At 69.7% G+C, this 19,391-nt stretch carries 14 protein-coding genes, 5 tRNA genes and 1 other RNA gene; 16 read left to right on the plus strand and 4 right to left on the minus strand.

Annotation, left to right across the window (positions count from 1 at the left end):
• The first annotated feature begins 105 nt into the window (after positions 1-105).
• From VFZ09_RS39005 to ffs, 9 genes are all read left to right on the plus strand, one after another.
• Positions 106-4,398 (plus strand): tetratricopeptide repeat protein, encoded by a 4,293-nt coding sequence (locus VFZ09_RS39005; RefSeq protein ID WP_329732860.1) that lies wholly within the window; start codon positions 106-108, stop codon positions 4,396-4,398.
• A 90-nt stretch (positions 4,399-4,488) separates the two neighbouring features.
• The gene (serS, locus tag VFZ09_RS39010; RefSeq protein ID WP_329732861.1) at positions 4,489-5,769 is read left to right on the plus strand and encodes a serine--tRNA ligase; all 1,281 of its coding nucleotides are present in this window, start codon (positions 4,489-4,491) and stop codon (positions 5,767-5,769) included.
• A gap of 110 nt (positions 5,770-5,879) precedes the next feature.
• A tRNA-Ser gene (locus tag VFZ09_RS39015) sits at positions 5,880-5,966 on the plus strand.
• A 43-nt stretch (positions 5,967-6,009) separates the two neighbouring features.
• A tRNA-Ser gene (locus tag VFZ09_RS39020) sits at positions 6,010-6,099 on the plus strand.
• A gap of 80 nt (positions 6,100-6,179) precedes the next feature.
• Positions 6,180-6,256, plus strand: a tRNA-Arg gene (locus VFZ09_RS39025).
• A 24-nt stretch (positions 6,257-6,280) separates the two neighbouring features.
• A complete protein-coding gene (tadA, locus tag VFZ09_RS39030; RefSeq protein WP_043399052.1) occupies positions 6,281-6,748 on the plus strand; it encodes a tRNA adenosine(34) deaminase TadA in 468 nt (155 codons plus the stop codon).
• A gap of 5 nt (positions 6,749-6,753) precedes the next feature.
• Positions 6,754-6,840, plus strand: a tRNA-Ser gene (locus VFZ09_RS39035).
• Positions 6,841-6,853: 13 nt separating this feature from the next.
• Positions 6,854-6,940: transfer RNA gene (locus VFZ09_RS39040), tRNA-Ser, on the plus strand.
• A 24-nt stretch (positions 6,941-6,964) separates the two neighbouring features.
• Positions 6,965-7,057: signal recognition particle sRNA small type (ffs, locus tag VFZ09_RS39045), an RNA gene on the plus strand.
• 50 nt (positions 7,058-7,107) lie between these two features.
• Here ffs and VFZ09_RS39050 read toward each other — a convergent pair.
• Positions 7,108-8,553 carry a mannosyltransferase gene (locus VFZ09_RS39050; RefSeq protein ID WP_329732862.1) on the minus strand — a complete coding sequence of 482 codons (1,446 nt, stop codon included), beginning with the start codon at positions 8,551-8,553 and terminating at the stop codon, positions 7,108-7,110.
• Between the two features lie 198 nt (positions 8,554-8,751).
• Here VFZ09_RS39050 and dnaX point away from each other — a divergent pair, with 198 nt between their 5' ends.
• The 4 genes from dnaX to recR all read left to right on the plus strand — a co-directional run bounded on the left by dnaX (position 8,752) and on the right by recR (position 11,900).
• Complete coding sequence (gene dnaX, locus VFZ09_RS39055; protein WP_329732863.1) at positions 8,752-9,969, plus strand: DNA polymerase III subunit gamma/tau; 1,218 nt, start codon at positions 8,752-8,754, stop codon at positions 9,967-9,969.
• Positions 9,970-10,045: 76 nt separating this feature from the next.
• Positions 10,046-10,894: a DNA polymerase III subunit gamma/tau gene (locus VFZ09_RS39060; protein ID WP_329732864.1), complete on the plus strand. Its 849-nt coding sequence runs from the start codon at positions 10,046-10,048 to the stop codon at positions 10,892-10,894.
• 88 nt (positions 10,895-10,982) lie between these two features.
• Complete coding sequence (locus VFZ09_RS39065; protein ID WP_329732865.1) at positions 10,983-11,300, plus strand: YbaB/EbfC family nucleoid-associated protein; 318 nt, start codon at positions 10,983-10,985, stop codon at positions 11,298-11,300.
• A gap of 6 nt (positions 11,301-11,306) precedes the next feature.
• The gene (gene recR / locus VFZ09_RS39070) at positions 11,307-11,900 is read left to right on the plus strand and encodes a recombination mediator RecR (RefSeq protein ID WP_043399060.1); all 594 of its coding nucleotides are present in this window, start codon (positions 11,307-11,309) and stop codon (positions 11,898-11,900) included.
• A 10-nt stretch (positions 11,901-11,910) separates the two neighbouring features.
• On the opposite strand, the gene VFZ09_RS39075 is transcribed toward recR, so the two are convergent.
• Genes VFZ09_RS39075 through VFZ09_RS39085 form a run of 3 tightly spaced genes read right to left on the minus strand, consistent with a single transcriptional unit; the run spans position 11,911 to position 17,115 of the window.
• Complete coding sequence (locus VFZ09_RS39075) at positions 11,911-13,713, minus strand: protein kinase domain-containing protein (RefSeq protein ID WP_329732866.1); 1,803 nt, start codon at positions 13,711-13,713, stop codon at positions 11,911-11,913.
• A 7-nt stretch (positions 13,714-13,720) separates the two neighbouring features.
• Positions 13,721-15,700, minus strand: a complete 1,980-nt coding sequence (locus VFZ09_RS39080; protein ID WP_329732867.1) for a hypothetical protein — start codon at positions 15,698-15,700, stop codon at positions 13,721-13,723.
• Entirely contained in the window at positions 15,697-17,115 is a 1,419-nt protein-coding gene (locus tag VFZ09_RS39085; RefSeq protein WP_329732868.1) for an MSCRAMM family protein, read from the minus strand. The genes VFZ09_RS39080 and VFZ09_RS39085 overlap by 4 nt, the downstream gene beginning before the upstream one ends.
• Positions 17,116-17,529: 414 nt before the next feature.
• Here VFZ09_RS39085 and mglB point away from each other — a divergent pair, with 414 nt between their 5' ends.
• The 3 genes from mglB to VFZ09_RS39100 are packed head-to-tail and all read left to right on the plus strand — an operon-like array spanning position 17,530 to position 19,388.
• Positions 17,530-18,009 carry a gliding-motility regulator GTPase-activating protein MglB gene (gene mglB / locus VFZ09_RS39090; protein ID WP_047856129.1) on the plus strand — a complete coding sequence of 160 codons (480 nt, stop codon included), beginning with the start codon at positions 17,530-17,532 and terminating at the stop codon, positions 18,007-18,009.
• An 11-nt stretch (positions 18,010-18,020) separates the two neighbouring features.
• Positions 18,021-18,608, plus strand: coding sequence for a gliding-motility regulator Ras-like GTPase MglA (mglA, locus tag VFZ09_RS39095; RefSeq protein ID WP_047856128.1), 588 nt, complete (start codon positions 18,021-18,023; stop codon positions 18,606-18,608).
• Positions 18,609-18,659: 51 nt separating this feature from the next.
• A complete protein-coding gene (locus tag VFZ09_RS39100) occupies positions 18,660-19,388 on the plus strand; it encodes a dihydrolipoamide acetyltransferase (protein ID WP_329732869.1) in 729 nt (242 codons plus the stop codon).
• Positions 19,389-19,391: the final 3 nt, after the last annotated feature.

The raw sequence follows: 19,391 nt of genomic DNA on the forward strand, positions 1-19,391 counted from the left end.
AGGAGGCGTCTCGTTCTTTGCCGCCTGGAAAATGCCTCTGATAACCTTCGCCCGCCGCGGGAGCGCGGCCGCTCGCGACCGTCCAGCCCCCGCTGAAGGAAACCCATGAAAGTCTCCTGCCCGTCTTGCCAGACGAATTACAACATCGATGACAAGCGGATCCCGCCGGGCGGCGCGAAGCTCAAGTGCGCCCGGTGCCAGAACACCTTCCCCATCAAGGCCGAGGAGCCGGTCAGCGCGCCTCCTCCCGCCCCCGCCGCCATCCCGCTGCCCGGCCCCGCCGCGCCCCAAGCGGATCCCTACGCGGGCTACGATGACTTCCAGCGGCCCGTCGAGTCCGAGACCACGCGCGTCGTCTCGATGCCCGTGCCGAGCGCGGCCTACCGCGACACCACCGCGCCGCAGGCCATCCCGCTGCCCGGTGCCTCCATGCCCTCCGCGGACTATGGCAACGCCCCGTCCCAACCGTCGCTCGCCTATGACGTGAGCGCGTCCTCGGGTGGCGCCATCCCGCTGCCCGGCGCGAGCGATCCGTACGCGAACCCGTACGGGAATGATCCATACGCGGGCGGCGCGCAGCAGGGCGACGCCGTGCCCCTGCCCGGTGCCTCCGATGGCTACGCGGACAACTCGGGTGGCTTCGACTACGCCGAGGATCCGTACGCCGCCGCGCCTCCGCAGGGCGACGCCATCGCGCTGCCGCCTCCTCCCGCCGGCAACCCGTACGGCGATCCATATGCCGAGGATCCGTACGCCGCCGCGCCGCAGGCGGACGCCATCGCGCTGCCGCCTCCGCCCTCCGCCGAGGAGCCCTACCCGTACGCCGCCACGCCCGCGGGCGCCATCGCGCTGCCGCCTCCCCCGGCTGACAATCCGTACGCCACCGCCGACGACTCGTTCATGGCGACGCACCCGCCGAACACGTCCGAGGTGGACACGTTCGCGCTGCCGCCTCCGCCCGCCGCCGACCCGTACGCCGCCGGTGGCGCCGACGATCCCTTCGGCCTGCCTCCCGCCGAGGTCATGCCCGAGGAGGCCGATCCGTTCGGCCTGCCGCCCGCTCCCGCCGCGGATCCGTTCACCGCGGACTCCGGTGCGGATGATCCCTTCGGCCTGCCGCCCGCGCCCGCCGCGCCCGAGGCCGATCCCTTCGCCCTGCCACCCGCGCCGGCTCCGTCGGCGGATCCCTTCGCCGACGAGGACCCGTTCGCCCTGCCGCCCGCGCCGGCCGCGCAGGCGTCGGACCTGGACTTCTCGGAGCCCGCGCCCTCCACGGTGGACGTGGGCATGGACTTCTCGGAGCCTCCGCCCGCGGCGCCCATGGCGTCCGCCGACGCCTCCATCCCCGACGCGCTCGAGTTCGATCCCTCCGCGCCCATGGCCGCGGGAGATGACCTCGAGGCCGATCTCTCCGCGCCGCTGCCGCCGCCCACCCACCCGGGCACGGCGGACGGCCTGGAGATGCTGAGCTTCATCGACGACGCGGCCAAGGACAGCGGGGCCAACAAGGCGAAGTCCAACGTGCGCCGCTTCCACGTGCGCCGCCGCTCCGGCAAGGTGTTCGGCCCGTTCGAGGAGGGCGTCGTCGTCAAGATGCTCGAGGACGGCCAGCTCCTGGGCAACGAGGACGTCTCCAACGACGGAGACTCCTGGACGCCCATCGGCACGGTGCCCACCTTCGCCGCGGCCATCCAGAAGCTGATGGAGGGGCCGGGGACTCCCGCCGTCGCCGCCGTCCCGCCGCCCACGGCCTCCGCCGAGCCCGGCTCCAAGGCCAACCTCAACTCCGCCGCCAACATGGAGAAGCTGCAGCAGATGTACGGCGGCCGCATGGCGCCGGTGGCGGTGACGGACAGCACCACCAAGCTGGAGATCTTCCTCGGCAAGGTGAAGCAGCGCCTCAAGCTGGTCGTCTCCGTCGCGGCGGTGCTGCTGGTGCTCATCGTGGGCTTCAGCTTCAGCGCCACGCGCTACGGCGCCTTCGGGTTGAAGAAGTTCCTCCCCGCCAAGGTGAAGCCGGGCACCTCGCAGCACGCGGACGTCGAGGCCGCGCGCAAGGCGATGCTCAAGGACGCCTTCGAGGGTTACAAGCAGGCCCAGACGCTGACGGCGAAGGTGCTGGCCGGGGACGAGTACCCGGAGGTGCGCGCCATCTGGTGCCAGGCCGTCTTCCACCTCCAACGCCGCTACTCGGCCGCCAGCGGCGGCGATCTGTCCCGCTGCCGCTCCGAGGACGAGGCCGCGAGCCTGGAGCTGCTGGGGGAGAAGAACGTCGAGTACACCAAGTACCTGGTGGGCAAGGCGCTCGTCGCGGGTGAGGCCGGCACGGCCCTGCAGCTGGCCAAGGACGCCTGGAGCCGCGACGGCAACCAGGGCGATGCCGAGCTGGGCCTGCTGCTCGCCGAGGCCCAGACGGCCAGGAAGAAGGACAGCCCCGAGGCCATCGACACCCTCAACAAGGTGCTCAAGGCGCAGCCGGACCTGACCCGGGCCCACCACGCGCTCGGCAACGTGTACCAGGCCGCCGGCAAGGCGGACGAGGCCGCCAAGGCCTACGAGGCCGCGCTCAAGGCGGATGAGACCCACCTCGGCTCCGCGGTGGAGCTGGCCTCGGTGGAGCTGATGCTGCGCAAGGACGCGCAGAAGGGCCTCGAGGCCGCCGAGCGCGCGCTCGACGAGAAGGGCCAGGAGAAGGCGAAGATGAGCCCGGCGGAGCTGTCGCGCGCCCGCACCTTCAAGGGCATCGCCCTCTACCAGCTCGGCAAGCTCGAGGACGCCGAGAAGGAGATGCGCGCGGCCCTGGAGAAGGACTCCAAGTCCCTGCTCCTCAAGAGCTACCTGGCGCGCGTGCTGCAAACCCAGCGCAAGTACCAGGACGCCCTGCCCTTCTTCCAGGAGGTGGCCAAGGCCGAGCCGCAGAACCTCGAGGCCACGGATGGCTACCTCTCCACCCTGGTGGCGCTCGGCAAGGCGCAGGACGCGCAGAAGCAGGTGGAAGACGCCCTCAAGCGCTTCAAGAACAACGCCCGCCTCGAGTACCTCAGCGGCCGCGTCGACGAGGCGCGTGACAGCAACACCACCGCCGAGGAGCACTACAACCGCGCCATCAAGGCGGACGAGAAGCTCGTCGAGGCCCATGTGGCCCTGGGCCGCTTCCACCTGCGCCTGCGCCACAACGACCAGGCCAGGGCCCGCTTCGAGGCGGCCGCCGCCCTGGCGCCCGACAACGCCTGGGTGCAGCTGGGCCTGGGTGAGCTGGCGCTCGCCGAGGACGACACCGCCCGCGCCCAGGAGTCCCTCGAGCGTGCCGTCTCGCTGGATGCCAACCTCGCGGATGCGCACCTCGGGCTGTCGCGCCTGGCGCTGCGCGCCGGGGACCTGGACAAGGCCCAGAAGGAGGCCGACACCGCGCTGGAGCTGGATCCCCACACGCTCCGGGGTGGCCGCCTGCACCGCGGCATCGTGCTGTGGCGTCAGGGCAAGCTGGACGAGGCCCTCACCGAGTTGGATCAGGCCAAGAAGGCGGAGCCGCGCGCGGTGGGCACGCTCATCACCCTGGCCGCCGTGCAGCTCGACAAGGGCAAGGCCGCCCCCGAGGGCCAGGAGACGGAGGCCAGCAACAGCTTCAAGGAGGCCGAGGTCAACCTGACGATGGCCCTCAAGAGCGAGCCGTCCAACCCCGAGGCCAACTTCTACATGGCCCAGGTGAAGGTGGCCCAGTTGAAGAACACGGTCCGCGCCAAGGCCCTCAAGGACAAGGTGGATCCGGCGGCGGTGCCGGCCGGCGACTACACCCCGGCCATCGAGAGCATGAGGGCCGCGGTGGAGCGCGCGCCCAAGCGGGCCGACTACCACTACGCCTTCGGTGTCCTCTACCGGGACGCCAAGCAGGTGCCCGATGCCATCAAGGAATGGCAGGAGGCCGTGACGCTCGAGCCGAAGATGGCCGATGCCCACGAGGCCCTCGGTCTGGCCCACCTGGAGCGCAACGAGTTCGACGAGGCCCTCGACGCCTTCCAGGCCACGCTCAAGGCGGACCCCAAGCGCACCCGCGTGCTCGCCTCCATCGGCAACACGCACTTCGCCGCCACGCGCTGGCGCGAGGCCATCCGCTCCTACGAGCTGGCCCTCAAGGCCGACCCCGGCCTGACCGAGGTCTTCTACAGGATGGGCCGCGCCTGGAGTGAGCAGAACCAGTACGCCAAGGCCATCGACTGGTACGTGAAGGCCACCAAGACCGAGAAGGTCGAGCCCGAGACCTGGTACCACCTGGGCTTCGCCTACAAGGAGAAGGGCAAGAAGAAGGACGCCGTCAAGGCCTTCCAGGAGTACCTGGGACGCAAGCCGGACGCGGTGGACCGCAAGGAAGTCGAGGACGAGATCAGCTTCCTCGAGTAGTCCGCCGGACTCCCCGGGCGTCCGTTTCCGGGCGCCCGGGTACTTCCTGCCTTGCCCGGCCCGCGCGGGGTGACTACAACCCGCCCCGCCATGTTGGATCTCAAGTACGTCGCGCAGAACTTCGATGCGGTGGTCGCCCGGCTGCAGTCCCGGGGCGGCAGCCTGGACCTCGGCCCCTTCAAGAGCCTCGTGTCGGAACGGCGCGACCTCTACGTGGCCATGGAGTCACTCTCCGCGCGCCGCAACACGGCCAACGAGGAGATGAAGCGCAAGGCCAAGGAGGATCCGGCCGCGCTCGAGGCGTTGCGCGGGGAGATGCGCACCGTCTCGCAGACCATCAAGGAGAAGGAGGCCCGCCTCAAGGAAGTGGAGGAGGAGCTCAGCCGCATCCTGCTGGTCATCCCCAACATCCCCCACGAGTCCGTGCCCGTGGGCGGCGGCGCCGAGGACAACGTCCAGACGCGCATCTGGGGCGAGAAGCCCAACCTCCCCTTCACGCCCAAGCAGCACTTCGAGCTGGGTGAGAAGCTCGGCATGCTGGACTTCGAGCGCGCCGCCAAGGTGTCCGGCTCGCGCTTCGCCTTCTACAAGGGAGCGCTCGCCCGGATGGAGCGCGCCCTGGTGAGCTTCATGATCGACGTGCACACCTCCAAGGGGTACGTCGAGATGCTGCCGCCCTACCTGGTGCTGCGCGAGACGATGATGGGCACCGGCCAGTTGCCCAAGTTCGAGGAGGACGCATTCAAGACGGTGGGCGAGCCCGAGCGCTTCCTCATCCCAACCTCCGAGGTGCCCGTCACCAACTACCACGCGGATGAAATCCTCGATGGGGACCAGCTGCCCCTGAAGTACTGCGCCTTCAGCCCATGCTTCCGCGCCGAGGCGGGCTCGGCGGGCAAGGACACCCGCGGCCTCATCCGCCAGCACCAGTTCCACAAGGTGGAGCTGGTGAAGTTCGCCACGCCGGAGACCAGCCTCGACGAGCTGGAGAAGATGACGGACGACGCGTGCGACATCCTCCGGCGTCTGGGGCTGCACCACCGGGTGATGCTGCTGTGCACCGGGGACATGGGTTTCGGTGCCCGGAAGACCTACGACATCGAGGTCTGGCTGCCCGGCCAGGGGACGTACCGGGAGATTTCCTCCTGCTCGGACTGCGGTGACTTCCAGGCGCGCCGGGCCAAAATCCGCTACCGGGCCCAGAAGGGGGACAAGCCCCACCTCCTCCACACGCTCAATGGCAGTGGCCTGGCCGTGGGGCGGACGACCATCGCCATCCTCGAGAACTACCAGCGCGAGGACGGAAGCATCGCCATCCCCGAGGCGTTGGTGCCCTACATGGGAGGGCTCAAGGAACTCCGGCCGCTGTAAGACTCAGCGTGCTGTCAGCATCCGGGGCCCGATAACGTTGTTGCAATGGGCCCCGGATGATGTAGAAGGGCGGCCCACGCAGTTCGGTGGTCCGCGCGGCTCCAAGAAGTGGAGGAGTGGCCGAGCGGCTGAAGGCAGCGGTCTTGAAAACCGCAGGTGGCGCAAGCTTCCCGTAGGTTCGAATCCTACCTCCTCCGTTTTTGTTGTTGCTGTGTGCGGTTCTTTGACAGTAAAGGCAGTGGAGAGATGGCCGAGAGGCTGAAGGCACAGGTTTGCTAAACCTGCATACTCGAAAGGGTATCGAGGGTTCGAATCCCTCTCTCTCCGCCACTCATCTTGGTTGTGGTAGCGCGAAAGTGGTTGTGGTACAGAGGTCGCGGTTGTGGTAGATGCGGTGAAGGAAACGGCAAGCTCCCTTAGCTCAGCTGGATAGAGCGTCGGACTACGAATCCGAAGGCCGGAGGTTCGAATCCTCCAGGGAGCGCCACCTTTCTCCTCATCTCATTCCCTCATGAGTCTGGACGAAGCTTTCATGCAGCAGGCGCTCGCGCTCGCGCGGGAAGCCGCTGGACTCGGGGAAGTCCCTGTCGGTGCGGTAGCCGTACACGATGGCAAGGTCATCGGCGTCGGCTTCAATCGCAGGGAAATCGACCGGAATCCCCTGGCCCACGCGGAGATCTTCGCGCTGGACGCAGCAGCCAAGGCGCTAGGAGCATGGCGGCTCACGGGTGTCACCCTGTATGTGACGCTGGAGCCGTGTGCGATGTGCGCCGGAGCGCTGGTCCAGTCGAGGGTCACGCGGCTGGTTTTCGGAACGATGGACCCGAAAGCCGGAGCCGTTGGTTCGCTCTACAACCTCGCCGAGGAGCCCCGGCACAACCACCGGCTCCAGGTGATGAGTGGAATATTGGCGGACGAGAGCCGCCAGATGCTGAAGGATTTCTTCGAGCGACTGCGCGAGAAGAAACGCGACAAGTGAATATTGGAGAGCTGGCCGAGTGGTCGAAGGCACCTGACTCGAAATCAGGCATACCGGGAACGGTATCGTAGGTTCGAATCCTACGCTCTCCGCAGAGTGTCTCATGGAGAGGTGGCCGAGCGGTTGAAGGCGCACGCCTGGAACGCGTGTATATCTGAAAGGGTATCGTGGGTTCGAATCCCACCCTCTCCGTAGTTTGTTTTTCAGTAGCAAGAGCTTGTGGTCGGGACAACGTGGGGACGTGAACCCCGCCAGGTCCGGAAGGAAGCAACGGTAGCGCACCTCCGCGTGTGTCCCGGCCGTTCTTGTGAAGGGGCTGAATCTTCGAAAGAGGATTCGGCCCCTTCTTTTTTTGCCCTTCAGTCCCGCGCGAGCACCGTCTCGCGGCCCACCTGGCCCACCACGTGGAAGCCGGCCGACTGGAGCTCCGCCAGGGCCCGGCCCTCGAAGGTGACGGCGCGGTTGAAGCGCCTGTCCCGCATGGCCGCCTGGAAGTTGGCGTCGTGGGGCCAGTCACAGGTGGACCAGGGGATGTTCTTGCCGATGTAGAAGAAGCCCCCCGCTCCCCACAGGCCCTCGTTGACGATGAGCAGTCCGCTCGCGCCCTCCCCTCGCGTGGCCTTCACGATGGCGCGGAACTGGTCTCCCCGCAGGTCCACCGGTGGGAAGAAGTGCCCGGCCAGCAGCGTGGTGGCCAGGGCCACCGCTCCCAGTCCCCACCTCGAGCGGGCACTCTCACGGCCCAGGACGAGAGCGGCCAGGGCCGGAGCCGCGGCCAGCGTCAGGAGCACCAGCGCCGGGTAGAGGAAGCGCTCCTCCTTGTGGGCCGTGGTGGTGATGGCGAGGAGGTAGGCCACCGCGCAGAAGAGCGGGAGGGGAATGGCGAGCCGCTGGCGCAGCGAGGAGAGCCCCCGGGGCAGCACGGCCCAGAGCCAGAGGGGCAGCCCGGAGAGGAAGGGCCACAGGTAGAAGCCCGGCGGTGAAGCGCCGAACTGCCTCGCGGCCTGCCCGGAGAGGACGTTGAAGTCCACGTAGGCGAAGAAGGAGTGGAAGGGCTTGCCCCACGTCGCCCAATCGAGGGCGCCCAGGCCCAGGGCGACGGCCAGTCCCCCGAGACACGCGAAGGCGAGCACCCGCCAGCGCCAGGCCGCCGCCAGCCAGACGAGCGCCGCCAGCACCACCACCGCCGAGCCATACCGCGCCACCACCGCCAGTCCCAGCGCCAGTCCACCCACCAGGCCCGCGCGCACCGGACGCCCGGTCCGGTCCAGTGCCTCCAAGGCCACCACGAGGAAGGCGGTGGAGAGGGACTCGCCCAGTGTGCGGCCCGCGAAGATGAGCACCGGCCCATAGAGGCCCACGGCGAGCAGGGCGAAGAGGCCCCCCGAGCGTCCCGCACGGCGCTCGGCGTAACGGTACGTGGCCCACAACATCCACCCGTGCAGCGCCACCTGCGGCACGGCGATCAACGTCCGGTACGCCACCGGGTGTGTGAGTCCCAGCACGTCCGCCAGCCGCAACAGCCACGCGGCCAGTCCGGGCATCGCCCAGTTGCGCAGGCCCGTACGCCATTCCCAGGCCAGCACCCCATAGCCGTGGGCACGGAACCAGGCCGGCTCGAGCAGCTGGTACACCTCGTCCGGGTGGATGCGCCCGAGCTGCACCACCGCGATGAGCGCGGGCAACAGCCCGACCCCGGCCAGTAGCACCCCGAGCGGCCACCGCGGACGCGACCCGGAGCGTGGCACCTCGGAGGCCGGGAGGGCGGAGGGCGGAGGAGCGGAGACGGGCGCGGAAGCGGTCATGAGAAGGGCCTCGCGACTCTCCCCGCCCTCTCGGGGAAGCGCAAGCCGGGAGGCGAGAAGGCCCCTGGACGCGGAGTGAACAGCATCCGACCTCATGCGTCCTATTCGTGGACTTCCGGGCAGGACTGGAAAAGTAGAGCGGCCGGTGCATGGAAGTCGTGCGCTGGAGTGTTCTCCGTGTTTAGATTCGCCGCCCCCATGAGCTACCTCGTCCTCGCCCGTAAATGGCGCCCGCAGACCTTCGACGACATGACCGGCCAGGAGCACGTGGTCCGGACGGTCGCCAACGCCATCAAGATGAACCGGGTGGCGCACGCCTACCTGTTCTGCGGCCCACGAGGCGTGGGCAAGACGACCGCCGCCCGCCTGCTCGCCAAGGCCCTCAACTGTGAGAAGGGCCCCACCCCCGAGCCCTGTGGCAAGTGCCAGGCGTGCACGGAGATCGCCGCGGGCACGTCCGTGGACGTGGCGGAGATCGACGGTGCCTCCAACAACGGCGTGGAGAACGTCCGGGAGATCCGCGAGAACGCCAAGTACCTGCCGCAGCGCGACCGGCACAAGATCTACATCATCGACGAGGTCCACATGCTCTCGGGAGCCGCGTTCAACGCGCTCCTGAAGACGCTCGAGGAGCCGCCCGGGCACGTGAAGTTCATCTTCGCGACCACCGAGGCCCACAAGCTCCCGGACACCATCCTCTCGCGCTGCCAGCGCCACAACTTCCGCCGCATCTCCGCGGCCGTGATGCTCCAGCGGCTCAAGTACATCTGCGAGCAGGAGAAGGTCGCCATCTCCGAGCGGGCGCTCTCCATGGTGGTGCGCCAGTCCGAGGGCGGCATGCGCGACGCGCTCAGCCTCCTGGATCAGATCTTCTCCGCCTGCGGCCCCGAGCCCAAGGACGAGGACATCGCCGACGCGCTGGGTACCATCGATCGCACGGTGGTGCAGGACTTCGCCGAGGCGCTGGTGCGCAAGGACGCCAGGCGCGTGCTCGAGCGCGTGGAGGAGGTCTTCAACCGCGGCACGGACCTCAAGCGCCTCACCGAGGAGCTCGCGCTGCAGCTGCGCCACCTCTTCGTCGCCAAGACGCTGGGCGAGGCCCCCGCGGAGCTCGCCGAGTCCGAGCGCAACGCGCTCACCGCCCTGGCCAAGGACGCGGACCCGGCGCAGATCTCCCGCCTCTTCGACGTGGTGCACGGGTGCGTGTGGGAGGTGTCTCGCGCGGCCCATCCCCGGCTCGCGCTGGAGATGGCGCTGCTCAAGGCCATCCAGCTCTCGCCGGTCGGCTCCATCCCGGAGCTGCTCGCCCGCGTGGATCGTCTCGCTTCCGGCCTCGGTCCCACCGAGGACGCGCGCAAGGTAGCTGCTGGGGCGCCCGGAGGTCGCTCCAGTCCCGCCAACTTTCGCTCCCACTGAGCGTCCCCCGGAGCCCGCCCGGGCCCCTGCCCCACCGCCTCGCGCGCCCGAGCCCGCCGCACCTCCCGCGGCGGCCATGGCCCCGTCGCGTCCGATGGAGGCCCCCCGGGGTCCGGCTCCGGCCTCGTCGCCCTTCGGCATGTCTCGCGGCGGCCCCGTGCCCGTCGCACGCGCGCCCGAGGCCCCCGCGCCCACGCAGCCCGTGGTGCGCGTGACGAACGTGCGTCTGCCTCCGCAGCCGCCGCAGCCCCCTCCTCCCGTCGACGACGAGCGCTATTTCCCCGAGGAGGCCTCCCCCGAGGGCTGTGCCTCCGGTGAGTGCCTGCCGGACGCGCCGCCCGTACCTCCCGCCGAGCCTGAACCGGAGGCCGAGTCCGTCCGGCCCTTCGACGTCCACCACGCGGGGCGCGCCGCGGTCCCCATGGCCGCCTCGGGCCGCGACAACCCCCGGAAGCCACTCCAGGACCGGTGGCGCGCCGCGGTGGACACCGTGCGCGATGCCTCCGGCCGGCACGCCAAGTCGCTCGCCTGTGGCCGCCTGCTGTGGATCCGCGAGGGCGAGGTGGCCATCGGCTACGTCCCCAAGGACGGCTTCCACAAGACGACCGTGGCCGGAGCCGCCGGGCGCACCATCGTGGAGAAGGCCCTCTCCGAGCACTTCGGCCGCCCCACGAAGCTCGTGGTGCAGGACGCCTCCGAGAACGACGCCCCGGGTCCTGGCGCGGGCCTCATCAGCATCGCCCAGGAGGACGCCCAGGAGCGCGCCGCCTACGAGAAGAGCACCGAGGGCCGTGTGCGCACCCACCCCGCCATCCGCGCCACCCTGAAGTTCCTCGGGGGCGAAATCGAACACATCCAGGTGTACGACCAGCCCGCGCGCCCGGTGGCCGCCCCGACGAACGACCTCCCCGACGAGAGCCCCTGACAATCGGCTCGCCCGACGCTAGGGTGCGCGTTTCGCACGACACCGAGCGGTCTTCCGATGCCCGCTCGCACGCCCTACGAGGAAGCTCATGCCCGGCATCGACTTGAACTACTTCATCCGTCAGGCCAACAAGCTCACGGAGAAGATCGAACAGCGCAAGAAGGAGCTGGCCGAAGAGACCGTCGAGGCCAAGGCCGGCGACGGCCGCGTCACCGTGGTCGCCAACTGCGTGCAGGAGATCAGGAGCATCAAGATCGACAAGTCCCTCGTGGACCCCAACGACCTGGGCATGCTCGAGGACCTGGTCACCGCCGGCGTCAACGCCGCCCTGGCGAGCAGCCGTGAGAAGATGCAGCGCGAGCTCGGAAAGATCTCGGGCGGCGTGAAGATCCCCGGCATTACTTGATAGCGAATGACTCCTGATCCGCTCAACCGGCTGGTCGCCCAGCTCGCGAAGCTTCCCGGTATCGGGGAGAAGACCGCGCAGCGGCTGGCGTTCCACATCCTCCGCGCCCCGGGCGAGTACGCCCAGGAGCTGTCCCAGGCCATCCGCGAGGTGAAGGAGAAGGTGCACCTGTGCGCCCGCTGCTTCTCCCTCACGGACTCGGAGCTGTGCGGCTTCTGCCGGGACAACCGGCGCGACGAGCGCACCCTGTGCGTCGTGGAGACGTTCGCGGACCTGATGGCCCTGGAGCGCACCCGCGAGTTCAAGGGGCGCTACCACGTGCTGCACGGCGTGCTCTCGCCGCTGGACGGCGTGGGCCCCGAGCAGCTGCGCATCAAGGAGCTGCTCACGCGTCTGGGGGACGGGCATGTCGAGGAGATCATCCTCGCCACCAACCCGGACGTGGAGGGCGAGGCCACCGCGCTCTACCTCACGCGGCTGCTCAAGCCGATGGGCATCCGGGTGAGCCGCATCGCCCAGGGCCTGCCCATGGGCGGCGACCTCGAGTACGCCGACCAGGCCACGCTGGCCAAGGCGCTCAGCGCCCGGCGCGAGCTGTGAGCCATCCCGGCTAACGCGTCACGCGGTAGCCGAAGGGCAGCACCACCGTCACTTCCTTGTCCCGGTGCGCCGGGAAGCGCAGGCGCTCCACCTGCTTCTCCAGGCACTTGCCCACGGGCCGCGCCGCCAGCGGTCCCTGCGTGGCCGCGTCCGCCTTGCCCGAGGAGTAGATGGTGAAGCGCACCTGCACGTTGCCCTCGTCCGAGGGCAGGTCGCGCTTGAACTGCTCGAAGCACGACATGATGCGCGCCCGGTTGCGCGACACCACCCGCTGGATGTCCGCGGCCTCCAGCGTCACGCGCTTCTGCGTACGCACCGTGCTCTTCGTCGCGGGGGGCTCGGCCTGCTCGGCGGGCGGAGCCTCGGTGGACTCCGGCGCCGCGGCCAGCGCCGCCTGCGCGGGCGGAACCTGAGCCGAAGGCGCGGCCTCGGCGACAGCGGTTCCAGCGCTCCCCGGTGAAGCGGCTGCCGGTGCCACAGGAGCGGTCTCCGTGGGGGCCGGCGGAGGCTCCGAGAGCGGAGCGGCCTGGACCACGGGCCGCGGCGCCGGCTGAGTCACCGGCTCCGCGGGAGCCGTTCCGAAGTGGCGTCCCACCACGAACGCCCCACCCGCCAGCAGCAGGCAGCCCGCCACGACCCCCAGGACGATTCCACGCCAGCGCGAGGAGCCGGCCCTCGCGCCGTTCGTGGCGGGCTGGGGGGAAGCGGCGCCCGTCCGCGTCTCGGAGGCGATGCCAGGCATGGAGCCCGACAGCCGCATCGAGGACCCGGTGACCGTCTCCGGCACGGAGTGCCCGGACTGCTTCAGCGTCGTGAGGGTCGGGATGCGCGTCTTCTCCCCGTAGCGCTCCTCGCCGAAGCTGCCGCGCAGGTACGCGGCCAGTTGGGAGCCCGTCGTCCGCTGGGGCTCCTTCGACAGGAGGTGCTCCAGGTCATCCGCGAACTCCGCGGCGGTGGGGTAGCGCTCCTCGGGGTCGTAGGCCATCGCCCGGAGCACCACCATCTCCAGCTCCGGCGACAGGTCGGGCCGCAGCTCGCGAGGCGGCCGGAAGTCTCCCTCCAGCAGCGCGCTGAGCACCGCCAGGTCGTTGTCCCGGGCGAAGGGCCGCACATGGGTGAGCGCCTCGTAGAGGCTCACGCCCAGCGCGAAGACGTCCGCGCGCCGGTCCACCTGGCCCCCCCGCGCCTGCTCCGGCGCCATGTAGATGTACTTGCCCTTCACCACGCCGGTGCGCGTGTGGGCCTGGCGCGACTCGTACTTGGAGATGCCGAAGTCCAGCACCTTCACCTGGCCCTCGTACGTCACGTACAGGTTCGAGGGCGAGATGTCCCGGTGGACGATGTTCAGCCGCCGGCCCGTCTCGTCGGCGAACTCGTGGGCGTAGTGCAGGCCCCGCGCCGCCTCCACGAGCACGCGCATCACCAGCGGCACCGGGACGTACTCGCCCCGGAAGCTCGCCGTGCGCACCGTGGTGGAGAAGTCCTCCCCCGGCAGGTACTCCATGCAGATGTAGTAGCAGCCGTCCGTGAAGCCCAGGTCCTGGATCTGCACGATGTTCGGATGCGACAGCTTCGCCGCCAGCCGGGCCTCGTCGCGGAACATCTCCACGAACTCGGGCATGCCCGAGAGATGGGCCAGCATCCGCTTGATGACGACGTTGCGCTCGAAGCCGTCCGCGCCCACCCGCTTGGCGAGGAAGATCTCCGCCATGCCACCCTCGGCCAGCTTGCGCACCAGCACGTACTGGCCATAGGCCCGGAGCTGAGCGTCGGGGCTGCCTCCAGCGGCATTTCCGGTGTCGGGCGTCGTCATGCGGGCCTCACTTCAGGGTGCGCACCGTATACACATCCGGTGCACCGGGGCGTGACAGCTTGAATACAACGAGGGGTGGCCGTCCCTCCGGCACCACCCAGGTATTGAACCGGTGCTTCGAGTCGAGGTTCACCGGCCGCCCGTTCACGAAGAGCTTCGAGTCCACCGGAGCCACGCCCGTCACGCGCACGCGAGGGCCGGCGCGCACGCCTTCCCGGGGTGCGTTGATGACGAGCGTGGGCACCGAGTTGTCGAAGACGAGCTCCAGCTTGTTCATCCGCCCGCCGCGAATCGGCTGGCCACTCGAGGCCACCGGGGTGACGGACCAGAGGAAGCTGCCCTCGTTCAGCACACCGGCCTCGAGCGGCACCGCGGGCGCGGAGGCGGACCGCTCCGCCACGGGCTTGCGAAGCTCGCCGGTCCGGTACACCGCCACCTTGTAGGACGCCGCGCCCTGCACCGCCTCACAGGTGAAGGTGACGGCCGGGGGCTTGTCCTGGAAGAAGATGGTCGTCTTCTCCGGCCCTTCCGGTACCCGGTTGCGCAGCCGGTCCAGCTCGCCCTTCGTGGAGCGCTCCGGCCCGAAGGACGCATGGCCCCGCGCCACCGCCGAGCCGTCCGGCCGCCGCACCCGCCAATACAGCGAGCCCCGCGCCGGAGGCGTCACGTTGACGAAGCCATTCCGCGCCGCGCCCGCCAGCACCGGCTTCTTGAAGTCCGCATCCGAGGCCACCTCCACCCGCACCTCGCCCGCCTCCTCCCACGTGAGGGCCACTTCCGACAGGCGCCGCTGGAACACCTGCTGGCCCTCGGCCGAGGGCAGTGCGAGCTGCGCCCGCTCCAGGGCCTCCACCTTCGCGGAGTCCTCGCCCGCCACGGTGGCCCGCTCGCCCGCGTGCAGCGGCTCGCGCGCCCCACCGCGCACCAGCGTCACGTCACCCGCGCGCGTGTCCACGGTGAAGCCATCCCCCGTGCGCCGCACGTCGAGCCGGGCCTCCCCGCTGCTCTCCAGCGAGAGCCCCGGCAGCACCACCCGGCTGGCCCTCCCGGGAGCCAGCATCAGCCCCAGCTCGCCCTTGCGCAGGTCCAACCGCGCCTCGTCCGTCGAGCCCGCCCGGGACACGTCCTCCACCACCAGCTCGCCCCCCGTGCCCAGCGAGAGCGTGGACTCCGAGCCCTCCAGCTTCAGCAGCGCCGTGCCCTGACGCACGCGCACGCTGTCACCGGCCTTGAGCGCCTCGCCATTCCGGTCCACCCCGCGCCACCGCGCACTGCCCTTCTGGCGCCACTCGGCGCGGCCCGTCCCGGCATGCACCGTCACCTCGACGGGCGCCAGCTCCAGCACGCGCGCCGTCACCCCCTCCGCCTTCACGGAAGCCACCTGGCCCTGCTCGGCCTTCAGCGTCTGCCCGTTCTTCGCCACCACCTCCACGGTGCCCAGCAGCACCTCCACGCGGCCCTCCTCCGGGCCCACGTCCACCTTCACCGCGCTGCCATCCGCCCCCACGCGCGTGAGGCCGAACGGGGTGAGCAGGGTGAGCTGCACTCTCGGGCCAGAGGGCGGGCCCGCGGACCCCTTCGGCGGGTCCGCCGGCACCCGCGACAGCACGAAGCCGCGCGACACCGCCATCACCACGCCGCTCGAGTCCTCCTCCAGCACGAAACGCGCGTCCGGCCCCACCTCCACCGTGCGCCCGTCGGCGAAGCGCACCGTGACGCCTCCGTCCGCGCCCGTCTCCACCGCGTCACCGCGCGACAGCGGGCCCCGCACCGCCGGAGACTGCTTGCCCCCGCGCTCCAGCCGCGCCTCGCCCGTCACGCTCACCAGCCGCGCGAGCTCCACGGCCTTCTTCTCAGGCACCGCCACCGGATTCTTCTGCTCCACGGCGGCGGGAGGAGGCGGCGCGGGCGCGGGCTCTTCGTCCCCGCAGGCGGCGGCCAGCAGCAGACACAGCGCGGACACGAGACGAGGACGGAGGGAGCTCACCGGGATTTGGGGAAGAGATCGACGTTGAAGATGGCTTGTTCGCCGTCGCGGACGGTGACGACCTTGGTCTGGGGCAGATGCCCGGGAGCCGAGAAGACGAGACGATACCTACCTTGCTTGAGTTGGACCTGGAAAGTCCCCCGGGCGTCCGTGCGGCGGCGGATCCTCGCCTCGGGGATGACCAGCAGGGCTTGCAGGGGCTTGCCCCTCCGCACGCTGCGCACCTGCCCGGACAGGGTGGCGAGCGCTCCCTGCCGCCCGAACACCAACGAGACGGGCAGCTCCGTCTCCGTCCCCGCCGCGATCGCCACCGCCTCCTGCGCCGTCCGGAAGCCCTCGGCCGACACTTTCACCTCCAAGGGGCCAGGCCCCAGCCCCTCCACGCGAACCTGACCCGTCGCGTCGGTGAGAAGCTCGCGGGTGCCTACCGCCACGGCCGCGCCCGGCAGCGGCTTGCCACTGCGCGCATCCACCACTGACACCCGCAGTGCGCCCACGCGCGGCTCCGGACGCGCCCGCACCACCCACTCCGCGCGCTCGCCCGCCGTCACGGTGACGCGCTCCTCCGCGGGCAGATACCCCCCCGCGCTCACCCGCGCGAGCACCTCGCCCGGCGGCAGCGGCACGTCCGTCAACCGCCCGTCCGCGCCGGCCACCCGCGGCGCCTGCTCCACGCCGCCCGCCGTCAGCACCACCCGGGCCTCGGGCAGCGGCTGGCCGGTGTCCGCGTCCACCACCGTCAGCACGAGCTCGCCCGTCTCCGGCCTCGCGCCGTCCGCGCCTCCCAGGGAGAGCTCGAAGGCCACGCCCGCGCGGCTGATGGACTGGCGCGACACCCCACCGTCCGCCGTCGTCAGCGCGTCGCGCACGTACTGGTAATCCAGCACCAGCGCCCCACCCCACTCGCCCCGCCGCAGCACCGGGACGAGCAGCGCCCCTCCGGCCGCGAAGCCATTCGACGCGGAGCCGATGGCCACCGGCAGCTCTCCGCGCACCTCCGCGCGCAGGCGCCAGGGCAGCGGCACCAGCACCCGGGCTCCCACCAGCGCGGCATGTCGCGCCGTGGGCACGAGTTGCACCTGTCCCGTGCTGGAGGAGAAGACCGGCAGCTGCGCGAAGCCGTAACCGGCACTCAGCTCTGCGCGCACCGGCCCCAGGAAGACGCGCGCCGCCGGCCCCACCGAGGCCCTCACCAGTGCGCCCCCCGTCACGGCATCCGGGCCCAACGAGAGGCTGAAGCCCTCGCGCTGCACGCTGACCCACGCGCCCAGCCAGCCCTCGCCGAAGGCCGAGAGCCCCAGCGCCACGTCATTGGGCGTCATGCCCGAGTACGACACCACCGGCCCCGCCTCCTGGGCCCCCTCCCGGAAGGCCAGCCCGTAGCGCAACCGCACCGACGCCCGCTCCGCGGACACTCCCTGGGCCCACGCGCTGATCGGCACCCCCAGGGTGAGCGCAAGTAGGAGAACGGCGAAAAAGGGACGGGAACGGAACGGCACGGCCGGAGTATAGTGAAGACTCGACAGGTCCCCTCGAAACTGGAAGCGACCGGGTTTCCAGTCCCCTTCCTACCTCGGAAGATGCCCCCGCATGAGCCCCTCTCCCCTCCCGCCAACCCCGAGCAGGCAACCTCTGTGGGCACGTGCCTGCACGCCAGCCCCGGGAGCACCTGGTTCCAGGGAAAGAGGTGGCTTCTTGCCGGGTTGGAAGGGCTTTGCTAAAGCTCCCCCGGTCGGGAGCGCCGCACCTAACCTCCGAAATTCATTCCGGAAACCTTCGGGGGCCGCGGGAGTCAAGGTCGAGCGAGACGCTTAGGAGCGTAAACGCCCATGGGCACGCAACTGGTGATGTACGAAGAGGAGTTCACCAAGATCAACGCGGTTTGCGACCGGCTGACCAAGGACGCGAACGCGAAGGTGGTGTTCCTCGTCGACAAGAACGGGCAACTCATCTCTTCCGCGGGACAGACGCAGAACATCGACACCACCTCACTGGCCTCGCTGACGGCCGGTAACGTGGCGGCGATGGGCGGTCTCGCGAAGCTGATTGGCGAAAACGAGTTCCCCCATCAATTCCATGAAGGGGCCAAGGACTCGTTGTACATGACCATCGTCGGGAGCCGGGTGGTGCTGGTCGTCATCTTCGACAACCGGACCAGCCTCGGCCTGGTGCGCCTGCGCATCAAGAAGGCCAGTGACGAGCTGACCAAGATCTTCGAGAGCCTCGTGAAGAAGACGGATGGTCCCGGGGCCGGCTCTCCGTTCGCCGAGATTTCCGACGACGATATCGACAACCTCTTCAGCGAGTAACCCGGGAAGCCATGTCCTTCATCAACTACTCGTCTCGCGAAATCAACTGCAAGATCGTCTACTACGGTCCCGGGTTGTGCGGGAAGACGACGAACCTGCAGTACATCTACAACAAGACCGCCGCGGAGACGAAGGGCAAGCTCATCTCGCTCTCCACCGAGACGGATCGCACGCTCTTCTTCGACTTCCTCCCGCTGTCGCTGGGTGAGATCCGCGGCTTCAAGACGCGCTTCCACCTGTACACGGTGCCGGGCCAGGTCTTCTACGACGCCAGCCGCAAGCTCATCCTCAAGGGCGTGGACGGTGTGGTGTTCGTGGCCGACAGCCAGGTCGAGCGCATGGAGGCCAACATGGAGTCGTTGGAGAACCTCCGCATCAACCTGGCCGAGCAGGGCTACGACCTGAACAAGATCCCGTCCGTGATGCAGTACAACAAGCGGGACCTGCCCAACGCCGTGACGGTCGAGGAGATGCACAAGTCGCTCAACCAGCGCAACATCCCCGAGTACCAGGCGGTGGCGCCCACCGGCGTCGGCGTGTTCGACACGCTCAAGGCGGTGGCCAAGCTGGTGCTGACGGAGCTGAAGAAGGGCGGCTAGGCCGTGGGGCGGGCCGCTTCCAGGTCCGCCCACAGACGAGGTCGCTCCTTCGTGCGCTCCACCTCCACCACCCTCCGAGTGCTGGCCGTGGCGTGCACGGCCATGTGGGCCCCTGCCTTCGGGCAGCAGGGCCCTTCTGTCGTTTCCACGCCGGCCCCCACCCAGGCTCCCGCCGCCTCGCAGGCGCGCACGGCGGACGAGGCCTTCAACACCCGGGTGAAGACGCTGGAGGAGCAGGTCGTCGACCTGAAGGAGAAGATCTACCGCTCCAAGGCGCGCCTGCAGCTGTTGCAGGAGACGGTGCTCGGAGGAGACCTCTCCACGGGAGCGCGCGCGGTGCTCGTGCACCGCAACGAGATGGGTGACTCGTTCGTGCTGGAATCGGTGGCGTACGCGCTGGACGGCGCGCCCGTCTACACCCGCACGGACGAGACCGAGGAGCTGTCCAAGAGCAAGGAGTTGGAGATCTTCACCGGCCGCATCGTGCCGGGCCAGCACCAGGTGGCCGTGCGGCTCGTCTACCGCGGCCATGGCTTCGGCGTGTTCAGCTACCTCGAGGGCTACCGCTTCAAGGTGCAATCCAGCTACACCTTCAACGCCGAGCCGGGGAAGGTGACGACGGTGCGCGTGGTGGGCTTCGAGAAGGGAGGAGTGACCACGGACCTGCAGGACCGGCCGGCGGTGCGCTACGACATCGAGTCGTCGCGCGACTCCGGAAAGCCGAAGCCGGCCCCGGACGCCGCTCCGCCGCCTCCCGCCGCGGCCTCCGAAACGAAGTAGAGG

Origin of the sequence: Archangium sp. (assembly GCF_036277355.1) — a bacterium.
Lineage (GTDB): Bacteria > Myxococcota > Myxococcia > Myxococcales > Myxococcaceae > Archangium.

Coding starts and splice junctions, on each gene's coding strand:
- serS (WP_329732861.1), top strand. CDS start 4,489: ATGTTGGATCTCAAGTACGTCGCGCAGAACTTCGATGCGGTGGTCGCC.
- VFZ09_RS39065 (WP_329732865.1), top strand. CDS start 10,983: ATGCCCGGCATCGACTTGAACTACTTCATCCGTCAGGCCAACAAGCTC.
- mglB (WP_047856129.1), top strand. CDS start 17,530: ATGGGCACGCAACTGGTGATGTACGAAGAGGAGTTCACCAAGATCAAC.
- tadA (WP_043399052.1), top strand. CDS start 6,281: ATGAGTCTGGACGAAGCTTTCATGCAGCAGGCGCTCGCGCTCGCGCGG.
- VFZ09_RS39005 (WP_329732860.1), top strand. CDS start 106: ATGAAAGTCTCCTGCCCGTCTTGCCAGACGAATTACAACATCGATGAC.
- VFZ09_RS39050 (WP_329732862.1), bottom strand. CDS start 8,553: ATGACCGCTTCCGCGCCCGTCTCCGCTCCTCCGCCCTCCGCCCTCCCG.
- mglA (WP_047856128.1), top strand. CDS start 18,021: ATGTCCTTCATCAACTACTCGTCTCGCGAAATCAACTGCAAGATCGTC.
- VFZ09_RS39060 (WP_329732864.1), top strand. CDS start 10,046: ATGGCCCCGTCGCGTCCGATGGAGGCCCCCCGGGGTCCGGCTCCGGCC.
- recR (WP_043399060.1), top strand. CDS start 11,307: ATGACTCCTGATCCGCTCAACCGGCTGGTCGCCCAGCTCGCGAAGCTT.
- dnaX (WP_329732863.1), top strand. CDS start 8,752: ATGAGCTACCTCGTCCTCGCCCGTAAATGGCGCCCGCAGACCTTCGAC.
- VFZ09_RS39075 (WP_329732866.1), bottom strand. CDS start 13,713: ATGACGACGCCCGACACCGGAAATGCCGCTGGAGGCAGCCCCGACGCT.